Origin of the sequence: Methylophilus medardicus, assembly GCF_006363955.1 — a bacterium.
Taxonomy (GTDB): Bacteria; Pseudomonadota; Gammaproteobacteria; order Burkholderiales; family Methylophilaceae; genus Methylophilus; species Methylophilus medardensis.
The window spans coordinates 1,452,137-1,467,116 of the sequence record NZ_CP040948.1 but is presented as its reverse complement, the minus strand read 5'-3'; the positions used below and the strand labels follow the sequence as shown (position 1 = coordinate 1,467,116).

The window sequence follows — 14,980 nt, the reverse complement described above, 5'->3', positions numbered from 1 at the left end:
CGAATGAGGGTTTTGAGTTTGATAGACCCTGAAACAATTCAAAATCAGATGAGGTATGGTATGAACATTTCAGATTCGATTAAAAAATTAGGCGTGGGTGTAGACAAACCAACGCTAGATAAAGGATCCGCCAATAAAGGCGGTGAAAAAGCAGCCAGCACCTCGACTGCATCTTCGGATAATGTGACTTTATCTTCTGCTTCAGTGCAATTGCAGTCGATAGAGGCGGGCATGGCCACGGGTGAGGTGTATGACACCAATAAGGTCGAAGAAATCAAAGCAGCGATTGCGCGCGGTGATTTCTCCGTTGACACCGCCAAGGTGGCGGATGGTTTGCTGCAAACAGTTAAAGATTTGATACAACCAAACAATAAAGGGTGACCAAGATGACTTCTGCAAATCATAGCTCTACTGCTCAGGTAACGTTTGAGAAAGATGCCGCGCTGGTGTCTGAGCTGTTGAGCGATTTGCAGTCTGAACAGTCCGCATTAATTGCGGCTGATCTAGACACCATCGAACGCATGGTAGATCGTCGCGTAGAATTGCTACAAGCCTTGGGTGCGGCGGCGAATGAACGTTATGATGCACTGGCTGCCGCAGGGTTTGAGCCAAATGAACAAGGCATGGCGGTTTGGTTGCAGCAACAATCCAGCACCTTATTGGATTCTGCTTGGGTGACTTTTCAGCAGCAGCTGACGCAGGCCAAAGAACTCAATCGAATCAATGGCATCCTGATCAATAAAAACTTTATGCGCAACCAAGAAAAATTGGATGCCTTAAACGGAAAGAGTGCAGCGCCACAGTTTTATGGCAAAAACGGCCAAACGCACCGAGCGAATACAACACGCAGCAGTTTTTCTGTTTAAACAGTCCACAGATACAAGCAAAAAGCCGAAGCAGATATGCTTCGGCTTTTTGCTTGTTGGCGAGTGCGTAGGCCTCTAACCGCGTTAAGTCAGGTTTTCCAGCGTTTCCCAGCGCGTGAGTTTTTCTAACACCAGCATTTCAATGGCTTCTAGCCTGTCTTGCAGCGGTTTGACTTGCTCCGGGGCTTGTTGGTAAATATCCCCTTGTGCAAATTTAGCCTGAATCTCCGCTTGCTCTTGCTCCAGCTGTTCTATTTCTGCGGGCAAGGCCTCCAGTTCCCGCTGCTCTTTAAAGCTTAAGGTTTTTTTGCGGCTGACCACAGGGGCGGGTGGATTGCTTGCGGGGGCCGCAGTAGTCGCTTTTGGCGCCGGCGTTGGATTGCTTTGCCGATTCTGGCTGAATCGTAACCAGTCATCGTACCCACCGCCAAATTCAGTTAATTTCCCTTGTCCTTCAAAGGCAATCACTTGCGTGACGGTGTTTTCTAAAAAGGCGCGGTCATGGCTGACCAAGAAAAGGGTGCCTGAATAATCTTGCAACAGCGTTTCTAGTAACTCGAGCGTATCAATGTCTAGGTCATTGGTCGGCTCATCCAACACTAGCACGTTGGCAGGGCGAGCAAACAAGCGTGCTAACAGTAAACGGTTGCGTTCACCCCCAGAGAGTGATTTTACCGGTGAGCGTGAGCGCTGCGGTGGAAAGAGAAAGTCTTCCAAGTAACTAATCACATGTTTACGTTCATTGCCAATTTCAACGAAATCTGACCCCGGGCTAATGGTGTCAGCTAAGGTGGCTTCTTCATCTAGCTGCTCTCGCATCTGATCAAAATAAGCAACGTTGACTTTTGTGCCGCGCTGAATGTCGCCACTATCTGGTTCAATGTCACCTAAAATCAATTTCAGTAATGTAGATTTACCAATGCCGTTTGGGCCGAGTAAACCGATTTTATCGCCCCGCAAAATACGCGTACTGAAGCCTTTGATTAAGGTTTTGTCGCCATACGATTTGTAGACCTGATCAAGTTCTGCAACCAGTTTGCCACTCCGTTCGCCAGCATCCAGGTTGAGTTTTACATCGCCCTGACGCTCCCGTCTGGCGGCACGGTCTAAACGCAGCGCTTCTAACCTTCGCACACGGCCTTCATTACGGGTGCGACGGGCTTTAATCCCTTGACGGATCCAGACTTCTTCCTGGGCCAAAAATTTATCAAATTTAGCCGCATGGGTTTCTTCAACGGCGAGTAACTCTTCTTTTTTAATTTGATATTGTGAAAAGTTGCCAATAAAGTCTGTAAGGTGGCCACGGTCTAGTTCGGTAATGCGTGTGGCAAGTTTGTCTAAAAAGCGGCGGTCGTGGGTAATAAACAACACGCTGCCATTAAATCCTAATAACAAATCTTCCAGCCACTCGATGGCTTCTAGGTCCAAGTGGTTGGTCGGCTCATCGAGTAATAATACTTCAGGCTCTGCCACGAGCGCACGGCCAAGCGCCACCCGTTTGCGCCAACCGCCAGAGAGCGTAGAGATCAATACATCTGCCTCTAGCTTCAAGCGGCTCAGCACGGTTTCCACACGTGTTTGAGCGACCCAACCATTCTGCGCATCCATTTCATGCTGCAATGCTTGCATGCGTTCCATCAGCGCATCAATATCGGCATCCGGCATGCCCATGTCATGCGTAACCTGATGGTAATCAATAATGGTTTGTTGCAGGCTACCTAAGCCTTCAGCGACCGCTTCAAACACAGAGTGCGCATCATCGAGTTCAGGCTCTTGTGGCACGTAAACCACGCGCACGCTTGGTGCCCGCCAAACGGTGCCTTCGTCCAGTTTGATCGTCCCGGCAATGGCTTTGAGCAAACTGGATTTACCTGCACCATTGCGGCCAATCAAACCCACACGCTCCCCCGGATCTAATTGAAATGAGGCTTGGGCAAGCAAGGCATGATGACCAAATGCAAGGCTGGCATTATCAAGCGTAATATGAGGCATAGAGTGGGAATCGCGCTGGGCTGGGTTGAATAGGGGCTATATTGTAAACGACATCAAACCATCGCAGATGCCGAATGAATAAATATAAAAATAGATCAGTGGATATGCGGTGAAGGTGAGGGTAGGGCATCCAGTGATAACCCGCCACCGCGCAAGGAAACATCCGGCGCCGGGCGGGTGTCGGGATGATATTCTTCAACCCAATGCTGCAGATCTTGTTTGATTTGTTGCTCTTGCAGGTGTGGCACCGTGCTTAACCATTCGAGTAAATCAGCCAACCAGCGGGCATCGGCTGAGCGCGCTTGTGCGATGCGTAATTTCTCATGGCTAGTCGGTAACGTGCTTTCATCATCCGCAAGTAGCTCTTCGTAGAGTTTTTCGCCCGGACGCAAGCCTGTAAATTCAATGCGGATATCTTGCGTGTTCAAGCCGGACAGTTTAATCATGTCGCGTGCCAGATCAATGATTTTGACAGGTGTACCCATATCCAGCACAAACACTTCACCGCCGTTGCCCATGGTCGCGGCCTGCAATACCAGCTGCGTGGCTTCAGGAATCGACATAAAGTAACGCGTAATATCAGGGTGCGTGATGGTAATCGGACCACCATGAGCAATTTGCTCTCTAAATTTAGGAATCACACTGCCACTGCTCCCCAGCACATTGCCAAAGCGCACGGTAATAAAGCGCGTACTGCTGTGGTCCGCATGCTGCAAGCCCTGACAAATCAGTTCTGCCAGCCGTTTGCTGGCCCCCATCACATTGGTCGGATTCACGGCTTTGTCGGTCGACACCAGCACAAAGGTGGGAATGCCTGCCGCTTGGCAAGCCGCCGCGATTTGATAGGTGCCCAGCGCATTATTTTGTAACGCTTCCACCACATTAAAATGTTCCATCATTGGTACATGCTTATAAGCACCCGCATGTAACACCACGTCTGGCTGATGGCTTTGCAAGATGCGTTGCACCCGTGTTTGATTTTTGACATCCGCCACCAAGTAAACCAGCTCCGTGTTAGTCTCGCGTTGGTCAAACTCTTGTTGCAGGGTATACAGCGCGTATTCTGAAAGGTCGAGGCATATCAATTGCGCCGGATGAAAGCTTAAAATCTGCCGGCATAGCTCAGAGCCAATCGAGCCAGCGGCGCCAGATACCAGTACCACCTTATTGGCCAACATGCTGCTCAAGCCATGCGAATCCAGTTGCACTACATCTCGCCCCAGCAAGTCTTCAACATCAATTTTGCGGATCTGCGACAGACTCACCCGGCCGCTAATCAGGTCTGACATCGCTGGCAAGGTTAACACCTCCATACCTTCGATTTTACGTGCTGCCTCAACGGCCAAGCGACGTTTTTCGTGGCGACTCCCCGGCATCGCAATCATGCAATGCTGGCAATAATGCCGCGCTGCAATCTCAGCCATATCTTCTAACCCGCCCTCAACTTTGGTATGCATGATTTCGCGGCCCACTAGCTTTTTGCTAGGGTCTATCATCGCCACCACACGCCACTCAGGGTTTTTGCTTAGTTCTTTAATTAAATTAAACGAAGCGTCCTCAACCCCAATCACAATGACCGGCTTGCCCTGTAAAGCAATGCCGTTAAACAAGCGCCGCTCTTTCCAAGCACGGTAAATAAAACGACTACCGCCCATGGTCAACAACAAAATCATCGGATTTAGAATGAGCACAGAACGCGGGATAATAATAGAAGGGTGCACCAACAAGGCATAAGAAGCGCTCAACAGTGCCGCAAAACCCACGGCCCGCATAATGCGCTTCAAGTCAGGCAAACTCGCAAAGCGCCATACCCCTTTATATAAGCCAAAGCTGTAAAACGCGATGCCATGACAGATGAAAATCACTGGCATACTCTCAAGTATATAGCGAGCGAATTCAACTGGGATATGAAAGTTAAAACGCAACGCAAAAGCAAACCACCAGGCGGCCAACACAACGGATGTGTCGTGAAAAAAAGCGAGTAACGATAAAAATCGCGTTGGAAGCCTAAGCATAGGAATAGACCAGATAATCAATGTGTGATGTTATCACGTCTTAACACCTTGATTACCGTCAATACAATAATCTTAATATCCAACAATAAAGACTGGTGATGCAGGTAATAAGCATCTAAAGCGACTTTTTGCGGAATTGGAATCTCGTCACGACCATTGATTTGTGCCCAGCCGGTAATGCCAGGTTTTAATACATGTACGCCTTTTTCCGTGCGCAAAGCTATCAGATCTTCTTGGTTAAATAACGCAGGGCGCGGGCCAACCAAAGACATATCACCAGTTAATACACTCCAAAGTTGCGGCAACTCATCCAAACTACTTTTACGAATAAAGCCACCTACAGGCGTAAGAAACTGATCGGGCTTGCTTTGCTGATTCATCAAGTGCGTTGCGATCTGCGGGGTGCCTAAGCGCATTGAGCGGAATTTTGGCATATTAAAAATCTTATTTTTCTGACCCACTCTTTGGCTCCAATAAATGGCTGGCCCTGGTGACGTTAGTTTTACCATAAGGAATGTCAATGTGATTAAAGGGGTAGCCAAAATGACAGCAAAAAATACCACTGTAATGTCGATTGTTCTTTTAATCATGACTTATCCACCATCTGTTCAATGCCTTCTTTAAAACTAATAACTGGTTTCCATCCCAGTAAACTTTTCGCTTTGGTGATATCTATTTGAAGATTGCCAAGTAACCGACGACTTAACTCCTTTTTGCCCAGCAAGCCAAAACCAAAATTAATTAGCCCAATGGGAAATGAGACAAGATATGGTCTGCGGCCCGATGCTAATCTAATTGAGCTTATTAATTCAGAAATTGATACATCATAATCATCAGACACAAAAAATATATTGTTTGGAGCCTTTGGGTGGTGGCAACAAAGCTCAATAAAACTATTCAAGTTTCCCAAATTAATAAAACTTCTTTTGTTATTGATGCTTGCGAATGGCAAAGGGATGGGTAATTTACAAACTTTCAAAAGAGTGTTGAAGTTTGCTTTGACATTTGGACCATAAATTAGCGGCGGACGAATGATCACCAACTCAATTTTGTTTTTATCACAAAAATTTTTTAACTGAATTTCAGCTTCAAGTTTGCTTAAACCATAAGCGTCACTTGGATTTGGTGTGTCGAGTTCATCGAGCGGATATTCTGAGGTCTCCCCACAAACCTTTACCGAGCTGACGAAAATAAATCGTTTTACTTGTAGAGCTTTTGCTAATTCAGCAATTTTAAGGGTGTAATCAACGTTTACTGCTCTGTAATGAAATAAAGACTGATTTGTGTTTTCGCGCATCACGTGCGCTCTTCCAGCGAGGTGAATCATGCATTCATATTCATTTGTTCTGAATTCTTCAAAAGCAAAGTTTCTATTTACAGCTTGGGTTATGTGGCCATGCTTTGTAAGCATATTGTTCAATGCTTTTCCAACAAAACCACTAGCTCCAGTAATTAATAGATGCATATTAAATAATTGAATTAAATTTGAATTTTAGCCAAATTGTTCATAAATGCCTACAAGGGCATTTTTAAAACTTTTTATTTATGAATTTCGGGATGTGATTTGGGAGTTTGAAATCTCTTTTTAGAGATAATCTTTAATGCTTGTGTTTTAAAGAGGCTTATTAATATGTGATAATGGACACAAATAGTTTTCGAAAATTTGAATATAAAATATTTAATCTGAATTTTTGTAAACACCGCTCCCTAAGGTTTAATAATTCAAACTATAGTTCTGACAGAACTAATTACATTTAGAATATTCCAGTGTTTAATCCCATTAATCAAACAAAAAACGAAGCTCTCACTGATGTTTTCAGGGCTTTTAAGAATTATCATTTATTCACAACTCTTGGTTGGCAAGATGTAGCAACTCGCTATAGGCGATCGCGTGTAGGTGCTTTTTGGCTGACTATCAATATGGTTGTTATGATTTCAGTTTTAGGTGCCGTTTTTGGGACTTTGTTCAGAGCACCTATCGAACAGTTTTTGCCAAGCTTGACTATAGGGATTATTGTTTGGGGCTTAATCACAGGACTTATCAATGAAGGTTGTGTGAGTTTTATTTCAGCGCAGGATACTATCCTTCAAGTTAGGATGCCGCTATTTACACATATTCTTCGTGTGATATGGAGAAATTTAATTATCACTGGGCACAACATCATAATCTTGCCTGTATTGTTCATCATATTTCATAAAACCATTCAAGCTACTGCCTTTTTATCGCTTTTGGGACTGCTGTTATTAGTAATTAATGCAGGGTGGATGATGTTGGCCACCTCAATAGTTTGTACACGCTTTCGGGATTTAACACAAATTATTCAGAATGCTATGCAAGTTTTGTTTTATGCCACTCCAATTATTTGGAGTGTAGAAATGTTGCAAGAGCGAGTTGCCCTTGTTTTTCTGAATTTCAATCCTTTTTATCACCTTCTTGCCATTGTTCGAGATCCATTATTAGGTATCCATCCCACCTCAACTAATTGGCTGGTGACTATTCTTATGGCTGTTATTGGTTGGTTAATAGTCCTTATTTTCTTTAATCGTTTTCGCAAGCGTATCCCTTATTGGTTATGAATAAAGCTTCAATCGAACTAAAAAATGTAGAGGTTGTTTTTCCCGTTTACAACGCTTCAACTCTGTCCTTAAAAAATAGAGTTTTGAGTGCAGTGACTGGAGGCAAAATTGATAGGGCGTACGATGGTGCAATCATCGTAAAAGGCCTACAGGACATCAACATCAAAATCGATCAAGGAGAAAGAATCGGTTTAGTTGGTCACAACGGTGCTGGTAAAACTACACTCTTAAGAATTTTGTCCGGCATCTATCAGCCAACTCAGGGAAGTGCAAACATCAATGGTGATTGTGTCTCTTTGATTAATATCGGTTTGGGTATAGATCCTGAGGCAACTGGTAGAGAGAACATCCTCTTGAGAGCAGTGATGATGGGAATGACTCCTGCACAGATAAAGAAAATTAGTCACGAAATTGTAGAGTTCACTGGACTTGGTCAGTTTATTGATTTACCTTTTCGTACATATTCCACAGGGATGCAACTTCGTTTGGCGTTTGCAGTTTCGACTGCTGTTAAACCACAAATCCTAATAATGGATGAGTGGTTGTCAACAGGCGATGAAGAGTTTAGGGAGCGTGCCGATCAAAGAATGACTGAGGTCGTAAGTTCGGCAGAAATTTTAATCCTCGCTAGTCATTCAAAGGACTTATTGCTAAGTAACTGTACGCGTTTAATTTGGTTGGAACACGGAAAGATCCGAATGGATGGGGATCCTGCAGAGGTTGCCGCAAACTATTTCGGCCACTAGGGGCAAGTATAATGACAACAAAAAAAGCTTTACTGGTTGGAAGCAGCTTCAGTGCAACGCCTATTTTTTATGCGCTCAAGGATCATGGTTTGCATGTTTCTGTGTGTGGAAACAATCCCTCTGATGCATGTCATCAATATGCCGATGCATCTTATTTTATTGACTACTCTGACCCCGAACATCTTTTATCCGTAGTTGAGTCTGGAGATTTTGATTTTTTAGTACCCACCTGCAATGACTATTCATACATGTCATGTGCAAAAGTAGCTGAAAAATTTTCTTTCCCAGGTTTCGATTCATTGCCTACAGCCACTGAATTGCATACGAAAAATTTATTTAGACAGTTAACTCAGCGTCTCGGTATTCCAGCCCCTCGATTTACGGAAATTAACGTGGGAATGCAAATTTCAGACCTTAGTTTAGATTTTCCTTTGCTCATGAAACCTGTGGACAGTTTTAGTGGTAGAGGCATGTCTAAAATTTTTTCAGAGACAGACCTCGCGCTAGCCATCTCTGATGCGCAACGCTACTCTCGAGTTGGTAAAGTTGTTGTTGAGGAGTTTCTTGATGCTTCATTGCATAGTCATTCCGCGTTCTTGCAAAAAGGTACCGTGCAGCAAGACTTTTTTGTAGATGAATTCTGTACCGTGTATCCTTATCAAGTCAATTGCTCCAATCACCCATCTTTACTTACCACCAATATCAAAGACAGTGTGCGTGAAGCTATTAATCAAATTTCCAAGAGTTTGGGATTGGTGAATGGTTTAATTCATACACAATTCATGGTGCGTGAAAATGAGTTTTGGATTATCGAGACTATGAGGCGATGTCCAGGTGACTTATACGGAGTGTTAGTCACATATTCTACAGGTGTAGATTACGCAGATTTATTTGTTAGGTCTTTTTTGGATTTGCCGATACCCGAGAGTCCATTCAAACCTAATGAGGTTTTATACGGACGCCATACAGTCTCCGGTACTAAATCACAAACCTTAATGTCGATTGCAAGTAACATTCCTTCTGTATCTTCTCAGTTTGTATCTCTTAAAAATAGTGGAGAGCATTTAAAAGAAGCCCCTTTCGATAAAGCTGGGATTCTGTTTGTCGAGTTTGAGAGTCAGCAACAAATGGAAGAGGTCACTCCCTTAATGGCGGGGTACGTTAATATTAATTCATATAATATAAACATCAATTAGCAAATTAGAGGTTCTAAACAAATTGACTGTTCAGGAAAAAAAATTAAGGGTGGCATTTTTAGGGGGGGCATTTGATTCCGCCGTCGGCAGATCCCACAGAATTGCCATCGAAATGGATCAATGTTTTGAGCTTGTAGCAGGATGCTTTAGTCGAAATGATAAAAAAAATCGTGATTCAGCAATCAAGTATGGAGTAAATCCAGAGCGTGCTCATAAGAACGTACACGATTTAATAGCGTATGAGTCGAGCAATCTTGACTGTGTAATTATTTTGACTCCTCAAGATCAGCATTTGGAGCATTTAAAAATATGTCTCGAAGCTGGAATCCCAGTAATTTGTGAAAAAGCTCTGGTTTGCACTTCCACTGAAGCTGAACATATTCAGAGACTTCTTGAAAATCGGAAAGGGTTTTTGGCAGTTACCTACAACTACACAGGATACCCCATGGTGCGTGAATTAAAAAACATGGTCGATTCTGGAATGTTAGGTGCGATACAACAAATTCATATTGAAATGCCTCAAGAGGGTTTTGCACGACTAACCACCGATGGGAACCCAATGACACCCCAATCATGGAGGTTACATGATGGCTCTATTCCGACTATCTCATTAGATTTAGGAGTTCACTTACACATGATGGTTAGATTTTTAACTGGTCAAAAACCTGAAGAACTTGTTGCCATCAGTGCCTCTCGAGGTAATTTTCCGGAAGTCGCAGATAACGTAAATTGTCTCGTCAAATATTCAAACAACATAGACTGCAGTATTTGGTATAGCAAAACAGCGTTTGGGTACAGAAATGGTCAGAGATTTAGGGTGTTTGGTGACCTTGGGTCGGCTGAATGGGTTCAGGAAAATCCTGAATACCTATCCTTTGCGGATAACTCTGGCGGAAAATATATTTTGGATCGTACAAGTAACTTTAGCAAAGTTGCTAATCAAGCACGATATCAACGCTTTAAGGCAGGACATCCGGCTGGTTTTATAGAGGCCTTCGCAAATTACTATTTTGATATCGCAGAAAGCTTGAGATCATATCTTCAAGATTCAAAAAGGCAAAATCATGAGTTTGTTTTTGGAGTTAAGGAGTCAGTTGAGGGCCTTAAAATGTTGGAAGCAATATCACGGTCTGCAGTCAATAAAAAATGGGAAGTTATTAAATGATTTTGGGTTTACCTTCTGATAAAAGAGTTGTTCAGTGGCCAAATGAATCTTTGCGATTTTGTGAGTTATTTTTGGGTGAAAACACGCACCTAAAATACATTATGGGTCGCAATATTTATACCGAAGCCCTTTGCAACCTTATAAAAGTCGACGGAATAGTGGATGACTTCACCACCGAGACCAACTACAAAGGACTGCCTATTATCAAGGTTCAAGATATACCTCCTAAAAGTATGGTTCTCAATGCTTCAGGTGGTCGACCACTATCTGCGAAATATAAATTGGATTCTGTTGGATTATCAAACCTTGATTACTTCGCTTTTTATCAAATTACAAGGCTTGCACTACCTGAGGTTAGATTTAACGAGGGCTTTGAGCACGAGTATTTAGATAATAAACAAAAATATGCTTGGATCTACGATTTGCTAAATGACGAAAAGTCAAAAGAACAATTTCTAAAGTTAATTAATTTCAGATTCTCACATGACATAGTTCATTTAAATGGATTTACACAAAAGGAAGATATTCAATATTTTGAGGACTTTTTAGATTTAAAACAAAAAGGTGAAACCTTCATTGATGTAGGCGCTTACGATGGATTCACCAGTAAAGAGTTCATAAAGCGTTGTCCAAATTACGAACAAGTTTTCGCTTTCGAACCTGACAGCACAAATTTCAAAAAATGTTCTGAAAGTTTAGCCGCATTTCCGAATGTGAGTTGCATGCCAATCGGGTTATCAAATCGCAAAGGTATTTTGCAATTTGATGTATCAGGGTCTGCATCGAAAATCTCTGATTCAGGCACTGTCAAAATAGCTGTTGACCGATTGGATGATGTACTGAAATGCAAGCCAACCTTTATTAAGATGGATATAGAGGGTGGTGAGTCTGCTGCAATTGAGGGTGCAACTCAAACCATACTCGATAACCACCCCAGATTAGCTATTTCTGTCTATCATTCTGCCGGGGATTTTTGGAGAATACCACATCAAATCCTTTCAATACGTTCAGATTACGACATTAAACTGAGACATTACACTGAGAGTATTTATGAAACTGTAATGTTTTTCTTACCAAAGCAATAAAAATTAATTATGTCACTTAACGACTCTAAGATAATTGAGCTTCCTAAAATTATGGACCATAGGGGCAACCTGACTTTCATTGAGAGCGACAGGCACATACCTTTCGATATAAAACGTGTCTATTATTTATATGATGTGCCTGGTGGAGCATCGCGAGCAGCACATGGACACCGAGGTTTAAGTCAGTTGATGATTTCAATGTCTGGTAGTTTTGATGTGACGCTGGATGATGGATTCGAAAAGAAAAAATTTCACCTTAATCGCTCTTATTACGGGCTTTACATACCACCTATGATTTGGCGTGATTTAGATAATTTTTCTTCCGGTGCTGTTTGCATGGTGCTCGCCTCTGATTTTTATGATGAGGGGGATTATTTCCGTGACTACGATAATTTTTTGAATGAGGCCAGAAAGGGCCATAAGTAATGCAAGTCCCATTTCTTGATTTAAAGAGAGTGAATGAATCTTTCGGTATTGAATTGGAAGAGGCGTTTAAGCGTGTGCATCAATCTGGTTGGTTCATCCAAGGTAAAGAGCTTGAGCTTTTCGAATCAGAGTTCGCCGATTATAGTGAAGTAAGTCATTGCGTAGGTGTTGGTAATGGTCTTGAGGCTATTCATTTACTATTGAAAGCCTATGGAATTGGACCTGGTGATGAAGTAATCGTACCTTCTAACACTTTTATTGCCACTTGGTTGGCTGTAACAGAGTGTGGTGCAATCCCTGTACCCGCTGAACCAGACCCAAAAACGCATAACATTTCGATTCATGCCATTGAAGCTGCTCTTACGCCAAAAACTGTTGCAATTATTCCAGTACATTTATATGGTCAACCTGCGGACATGGATCCAATTCTCGCATTGGCCGATAAATATGGTCTAGTTGTCATTGAAGATGCTGCACAAGCTCAAGGGGCTAAATACAAAGGTAGGCGCATTGGTGGTTTAGGACATGCTGGCGCCACTAGCTTTTATCCCGGTAAGAATTTAGGTGCTTTAGGTGATGGTGGTGCGGTGTTAACTAATGACTCTGAAATTGCAGCCAAAGTACGCAAATTGAGAAATTACGGCTCAAAAGTAAAGTATCAACACGATGTACTCGGCTACAATAGCCGATTGGACGAGCTTCAAGCAGCTTTTCTTAGAGTTAAATTAAGAAGACTAGACGATGATAATCAGGTACGGAAAAACATTGCTAATCACTACTCTTATTGTCTCTCAAATTCTGATTTGATATTGCCTGATGTCCCGGATTGGGCAGATCCAGTGTGGCATCTTTATGTGATTAGAACTAAAAATAGAGACAACTTACAACAATACTTACGAAGTCATGGTGTTGAAACTCTCGTTCATTATCCAATACCACCGCATCAACAAGAGTGTTATGCAACTATGAAGTTCAAACCTTTGCCTATTGCAGAGCAATTTGCCGAGCAGGTTTTAAGTTTACCTATATCTTCCGTGATTTGTGATACAGACCTAAACTATGTTGTTAGTTTGTTAAAAGATTTTAGAGCGTAAAACAACAGATTTGATTTGATATATTTTTCACTGATTCTGATAGAAATTGCCAATAGAGTAAGATGAAAGTTACTACTAGTTAGATGCACTTCTTGGTCTGAAATGATTATTTATGAGTATATGCATCCAAAAGAATTGTTGTTTTCTGGTCTCTATGTTCTGGGTTTTGAGATCCTACCCCTACAATTTATTTTGCAGAACAGAGCATTTATTTCTACTACTTTTCGCATATATTTGGTATCAAAGAGCGATTTTTGTGGTGCTTCTGAATGATTAAGAGTTTGATCCTTAAGTTTTACTCGAAGCTAAGGGTCTCTAGTTATAAAGTCTACCGGGTCATGCGCAGCGTTCCTTATAGAGTTAGATTTTTCGCAAGATTTGTATTTTATAGATTTTTACATAAGTTCTATTTGATGAGGTTGGCTCGTGGATATTTCACTCAACTGGGACTTCTCGTCTTTAAGCTTAGGCTTTCACTAAATCATAGTTCTAAAGCTGAAAAGTATCAGTTGATTTCAATGACTGATTTTTTAGTTAAACACAATAAACAAGGTTATTTATTTGATACAGGGGGTGTCTGTTCAATCAAAGGACCAAAATTTATAGGCAAATATCCTTTTGTGCCAATTGCGGATGCAAACGTTGAGCTAAAACTTCCCAAGATTGAAGTCGTCCAGTTACATCATGCAGAGGTGATTGGCGGAACAAATTTTATCCTATTGGATGGATATATTATTTATCCAGATGAATTTATTCCTGAAAGAGACGTTTGCCCTGCTGAACTTAATGGTATTGCTAAGATTAATCTCGATAGTAAAACTATTTCAATAACTCGGGGTAAAGCTAAGCATGTAGACACGGCGATTTCTCTACTTGGATCGTGCACCGGCAACTACTCACATTGGCTAACTGAAACTTTACCAAGAATATTATTTGCTGATCAAGTTGCTGACTTCAAAGATTACCCAATATTAGTGGATGCTTGGATACATCCTAATTTTATTGAATCTTTGATGCTGCTAAACAAGAATCAAAGGCAGATTATTAAAGTTAAGCGCTGGGAAAGGTACAAAACAAACTCGCTGGTAGACATATCTCCTTCCGCATATGTTCCACCAGAGCTTAGGTATTATCTAAAAAACAAGTTATTGAAAGCACCAAGGTCGGACTATTTCACTTTTTCTAAATTTGCTTTGAATGAGTTGCGAAAAGAGATTTTCAACGCTTTAAATCTTCATCAGAATTTAAATGCCTCTTATCCAAAAAAAATATTTTTAACAAGATCTCGTGAGAGTACAGGTAATTCTAGAATTGTTATAAATATTGATGAGGTGGAAAGAGAGCTTGTTAAATACGGTTACAGCTCAATTGATCCGGCAAAACTATCATTTAGCCAGCAAGTAATGCTGTTTTCAAATGCTGAAAAAATAGTGTCACCCTTAGGAGCTGCCTTAGCAAATACAATTTTTTCTAATGAAAAATGTAAAATTATTGGTTTATCTCCTTATTATGAAAATGCAAATTACTATTTTTTTTCTAACTTCATGGGAGCACTAAATCATGAAATATATTACGTCTTAGGTTTACAAATCAGTCGGGGCGGACATCTATTACACAAAGACTTCAAGATAAATATTGACGCATTAGTTGAGGCCTTAGACTTCTTTGAAAAAATCTAAATTTATAGTGGTGAGTCCACTAGACATTCTCTAATGGGTTTTTATTGAGCTCGATAGAATTCTTAGCAGAGATTATTGGGAGTATTTATCCAAATTCCTATTCTTTAATTTAATAAAGCATCCGATTTTTTTGCGAGTA

At 41.6% G+C, this 14,980-nt stretch carries 14 protein-coding genes; 10 read left to right on the top strand and 4 right to left on the bottom strand.

Going from position 1 to position 14,980, the window contains the following annotated elements; genetic code table 11:
- Positions 1-60 precede the first annotated feature (60 nt).
- Positions 61-381 carry a flagellar biosynthesis anti-sigma factor FlgM gene (flgM, locus tag FIT99_RS07100; protein ID WP_140003643.1) on the top strand — a complete coding sequence of 107 codons (321 nt, stop codon included), beginning with the start codon at positions 61-63 and terminating at the stop codon, positions 379-381.
- A 5-nt stretch (positions 382-386) separates the two neighbouring features.
- On the top strand, positions 387-866 hold the full coding sequence (locus FIT99_RS07095; RefSeq protein WP_140003642.1) for a flagella synthesis protein FlgN: 480 nt from the start codon (positions 387-389) through the stop codon (positions 864-866).
- A gap of 84 nt (positions 867-950) precedes the next feature.
- On the opposite strand, the gene FIT99_RS07090 is transcribed toward FIT99_RS07095, so the two are convergent.
- From FIT99_RS07090 to FIT99_RS07075, 4 genes are all read right to left on the bottom strand, one after another.
- Positions 951-2,858, bottom strand: a complete 1,908-nt coding sequence (locus FIT99_RS07090) for an ATP-binding cassette domain-containing protein (RefSeq protein ID WP_140003641.1) — start codon at positions 2,856-2,858, stop codon at positions 951-953.
- 95 nt (positions 2,859-2,953) lie between these two features.
- The gene (locus tag FIT99_RS07085) at positions 2,954-4,873 is read right to left on the bottom strand and encodes a polysaccharide biosynthesis protein (RefSeq protein WP_140003640.1); all 1,920 of its coding nucleotides are present in this window, start codon (positions 4,871-4,873) and stop codon (positions 2,954-2,956) included.
- Between the two features lie 17 nt (positions 4,874-4,890).
- The gene (locus tag FIT99_RS07080; protein WP_140003639.1) at positions 4,891-5,463 is read right to left on the bottom strand and encodes a sugar transferase; all 573 of its coding nucleotides are present in this window, start codon (positions 5,461-5,463) and stop codon (positions 4,891-4,893) included.
- Positions 5,460-6,338, bottom strand: a complete 879-nt coding sequence (locus FIT99_RS07075; RefSeq protein ID WP_140003638.1) for an NAD-dependent epimerase/dehydratase family protein — start codon at positions 6,336-6,338, stop codon at positions 5,460-5,462. Before FIT99_RS07075 ends, FIT99_RS07080 begins: the two co-directional genes overlap by 4 nt.
- Before the next feature lie 302 nt (positions 6,339-6,640).
- Here FIT99_RS07075 and FIT99_RS07070 point away from each other — a divergent pair, with 302 nt between their 5' ends.
- The 8 genes from FIT99_RS07070 (at position 6,641) to FIT99_RS07035 (ending at position 14,841) form a co-directional block, all read left to right on the top strand.
- On the top strand, positions 6,641-7,450 hold the full coding sequence (locus tag FIT99_RS07070) for an ABC transporter permease (protein WP_223261140.1): 810 nt from the start codon (positions 6,641-6,643) through the stop codon (positions 7,448-7,450).
- A complete protein-coding gene (locus FIT99_RS07065; protein ID WP_140003637.1) occupies positions 7,447-8,196 on the top strand; it encodes an ABC transporter ATP-binding protein in 750 nt (249 codons plus the stop codon). The genes FIT99_RS07070 and FIT99_RS07065 overlap by 4 nt, the downstream gene beginning before the upstream one ends.
- A gap of 11 nt (positions 8,197-8,207) precedes the next feature.
- On the top strand, positions 8,208-9,392 hold the full coding sequence (locus tag FIT99_RS07060; protein ID WP_140003636.1) for an ATP-grasp domain-containing protein: 1,185 nt from the start codon (positions 8,208-8,210) through the stop codon (positions 9,390-9,392).
- A 49-nt stretch (positions 9,393-9,441) separates the two neighbouring features.
- Entirely contained in the window at positions 9,442-10,557 is a 1,116-nt protein-coding gene (locus tag FIT99_RS07055) for a Gfo/Idh/MocA family protein (protein WP_223261139.1), read from the top strand.
- Positions 10,554-11,642 carry an FkbM family methyltransferase gene (locus FIT99_RS07050; RefSeq protein WP_140003634.1) on the top strand — a complete coding sequence of 363 codons (1,089 nt, stop codon included), beginning with the start codon at positions 10,554-10,556 and terminating at the stop codon, positions 11,640-11,642. Before FIT99_RS07055 ends, FIT99_RS07050 begins: the two co-directional genes overlap by 4 nt.
- A gap of 9 nt (positions 11,643-11,651) precedes the next feature.
- Positions 11,652-12,068: a sugar 3,4-ketoisomerase gene (locus FIT99_RS07045; protein ID WP_140003633.1), complete on the top strand. Its 417-nt coding sequence runs from the start codon at positions 11,652-11,654 to the stop codon at positions 12,066-12,068.
- A complete protein-coding gene (locus FIT99_RS07040) occupies positions 12,068-13,162 on the top strand; it encodes a DegT/DnrJ/EryC1/StrS family aminotransferase (protein WP_140003632.1) in 1,095 nt (364 codons plus the stop codon). The genes FIT99_RS07045 and FIT99_RS07040 overlap by 1 nt, the downstream gene beginning before the upstream one ends.
- 518 nt (positions 13,163-13,680) lie before the next feature.
- The gene (locus FIT99_RS07035) at positions 13,681-14,841 is read left to right on the top strand and encodes a glycosyltransferase family 61 protein (protein WP_189524718.1); all 1,161 of its coding nucleotides are present in this window, start codon (positions 13,681-13,683) and stop codon (positions 14,839-14,841) included.
- The last annotated feature ends 139 nt before the right edge of the window (positions 14,842-14,980 follow it).